Source organism: Dietzia cercidiphylli, assembly GCF_014145145.1.
GTDB lineage: Bacteria > Actinomycetota > Actinomycetes > Mycobacteriales > Mycobacteriaceae > Dietzia > Dietzia natronolimnaea.
The window spans coordinates 1-2,569 of record NZ_JAALEA010000251.1; the positions used below are offsets into that span (position 1 = coordinate 1).

Genomic DNA, 2,569 nt, shown 5'->3' on the forward strand with positions numbered 1-2,569 from the left:
GGCGGGGTGGGTCATGCGGGCCTAGGACGTCCCCGCGGCGAGCCGCTCGCAGCGCTCGACCACGTTGGCCAGCAGGAACGCCCGCGTGAGCGGACCGACGCCACCCGGGTTCGGGGAGACCGCACCGGCGACGTCCCACACGTCCGGGTGGACGTCGCCGGCCAGCTTCCCGTCGAGCCGGGACACCCCCACGTCGAGGATCGCCGCGCCCGGCTTGACCATGTCCGGCGTGAGCATGTGGGCCACCCCGGCCGCGGCCACGATCACGTCGGCCCGCCGCGTCTCGGCGGCCAGGTCCCGGGTTCCGGTGTGGCACAGGGTGACGGTCGAGTTCTCGCTGCGGCGGGTGAGCATCAGCCCGATCGGGCGCCCCACGGTGACCCCGCGGCCGATCACCACCACGTGTGCCCCGTCGAGTTCGACACCGAATCGCCGCAGGAGGTGGATGGCGCCGTTGGGGGTGCACGGCAGAGGGGCCGTCGCGTTGAGGACCAGCTTGCCGAGGTTGACGGGATGCAGTCCGTCCGCGTCCTTGGCCGGGTCGATGCGCTCGAGGATCGCGTTCTCGTCGAGGTGCTTCGGCAGCGGCAGCTGAACGATGTACCCGGTACACGCGGGATCGGCGTTGAGCTCGTCGATCACGGCCTCGAGCTCGGCCTGACCGGTCTCGGCGGGCAGGTCACGCCGGATGGAGGCGATGCCGACCTGCTCGCAGTCGCGGTGCTTCATCTTGACGTAGGAGTGGCTGCCCGGGTCGTCGCCCACCAGGACCGTTCCCAGCCCCGGGGTGGTGCCCTTGTCGCGCAACGCGGCGACCCGGTCGGTGAGGTCGGCGACGATCTCGTCGCGGGTGAGCTTTCCGTCCAGCTTGATAGCGGTCACGGGCGCCAGTATCCCACTCCGGAGCGGCCACGTCGCCAGCGCACTGCGAGAATGGCCGCCATGACCGGAGCCGGCGTGCGTGTGTTGTTCGACCGACCCCGCATCCCCCCCAACACCGGCAACGCGATCCGGCTGGCGGCGGGGGCGGGGTGTGAACTCCATCTGGCCGGGCCACTGGGCTTCGACCTGTCCGAACCGCAGCTGCGGCGGGCGGGGCTCGACTACCACGACCTGGCGCACGTGGAGGTCCACGAGGATCTCGAGGCCGCGTACGCGCGACTACTCCCGGCGCGGGTGTGGGCGTTCACCGTGCGGGCCGACCGCTCGCTGCCGGAGATCCGGTTCTCCCCCGGTGACGTCCTGCTGTTCGGGCCCGAGCCCACCGGTCTGGCCCCGGACGTGCTGGCCGACGAGCGCGTGACCGCGACGGTGCGCATCCCCATGCTGGCGGGTCGCCGCTCCATGAACCTGTCCAACGCCGCCGCCGTGGTGGTCTACGAGGCCTGGAGGCAGCAGGGCTACCCAGGCGGTATGGATATTCCGCCACTTTGACTTAATATTTCGGTATGCCGAAATCTCATCTGGCCGGGGGCCGCAATCCCCGGGCCGGTCGCCGGCGACCCTGGTCCCCCGCGGCCGCGGTCGTCGTCGCACTCGTGACCGCGATCGTGGCGGCCGCCTGCACCACCGGCACCTGGGGAGCGGTCGACGTGGACGACCGGCCCCGGTTCGCCGCCCGGGAGGCCGACGACCGGGTCGTGGTGGCCACGACCTTCACGATCCTCGCGGACATGGCCCGCCGCGTCGGTGGAGACCGGGTCCGGGTGGAGTCGGTGACGACCCCGGGCGCCGACATCCACCAGTACGAGCCGTCCGTCGACGACCTCAAGCGGGTCGAGGGCGCGGACCTGGTGGTGAGCAACGGTCTCGGCATGGACGACTGGCTGCTGCGCTTCATCGACGGGACCGACGCACGCCACGTGGTCACCTCCGAGGGGGTCGACCCGCTGCCGGTGCGCTCCGGCAACTACACCGGGCGGCCCAACCCCCACGCGTGGATGTCGCCCGACGAGGGCGCGAGATACATCCGGACGATCGCCCGCGCCCTGACCGAGGTCGACCCGGAGGGAGCCGAGGGGTACCTCGCTCGCGCCGAGGACTACGTGGCCGAACTCGACGAGCTGGCGTCCCGCGCCCGCGCGGCCGTGGCGGCGGTGCCGCAGGACCGCCGTGTCCTGGTCACGTGCGAGGGCGCGTTCTCCTACCTGGCCCGGGACCTCGGCCTGGAGGAGCTCTACCTGTGGCCGGTCAACAGCGAGTCCCAGGGGCTGCCGCGTCAGGTCACCGCCCTGATCGACGAGGTGCGTGATCGTGAGATCCCCGCCGTCTTCTGCGAGTCGACGGTCTCCGGCGCGGCGATGGAGCAGGTCGCGGCCGAAACGGGCAGCAGGGTCGCCGGCCTGCTGTACGTCGACTCCCTCTCCGCGCCCAGCGGCCCGGTGCCCACCTACCTCGACCTGCTCGACCACGACCTCGAGACGATCACCCGGGAGCTGACGTCATGACCGACCGCCCACTGCCCTTCTCCGTGCACACGGGCCCGCCCGCCGTCGTCGTCACCGACCTCACCGTCGACCGCGGCCAGATCCGCGCGCTCGACTCGGTGTCGCTCTCGGTGCCGACCGGG

At 71.9% G+C, this 2,569-nt stretch carries 3 protein-coding genes; 2 read left to right on the plus strand and 1 reads right to left on the minus strand.

Going from position 1 to position 2,569, the window contains the following annotated elements; genetic code table 11:
- Nucleotides 1-21 precede the first annotated feature (21 nt).
- Nucleotides 22-882, minus strand: coding sequence for a bifunctional methylenetetrahydrofolate dehydrogenase/methenyltetrahydrofolate cyclohydrolase (locus G6028_RS09610; RefSeq protein WP_182658736.1), 861 nt, complete (start codon nt 880-882; stop codon nt 22-24).
- 60 nt (nt 883-942) lie between these two features.
- Here G6028_RS09610 and G6028_RS09615 point away from each other — a divergent pair, with 60 nt between their 5' ends.
- Nucleotides 943-1,434 (plus strand): tRNA (cytidine(34)-2'-O)-methyltransferase, encoded by a 492-nt coding sequence (locus G6028_RS09615; protein ID WP_095717925.1) that lies wholly within the window; start codon nt 943-945, stop codon nt 1,432-1,434.
- Nucleotides 1,435-1,448: 14 nt separating this feature from the next.
- On the plus strand, nt 1,449-2,447 hold the full coding sequence (locus tag G6028_RS09620) for a metal ABC transporter substrate-binding protein (protein ID WP_182617968.1): 999 nt from the start codon (nt 1,449-1,451) through the stop codon (nt 2,445-2,447).
- Nucleotides 2,448-2,569: the final 122 nt, after the last annotated feature.

Coding starts and splice junctions, on each gene's coding strand:
- G6028_RS09615 (WP_095717925.1), top strand. CDS start 943: ATGACCGGAGCCGGCGTGCGTGTGTTGTTCGACCGACCCCGCATCCCC.
- G6028_RS09620 (WP_182617968.1), top strand. CDS start 1,449: ATGCCGAAATCTCATCTGGCCGGGGGCCGCAATCCCCGGGCCGGTCGC.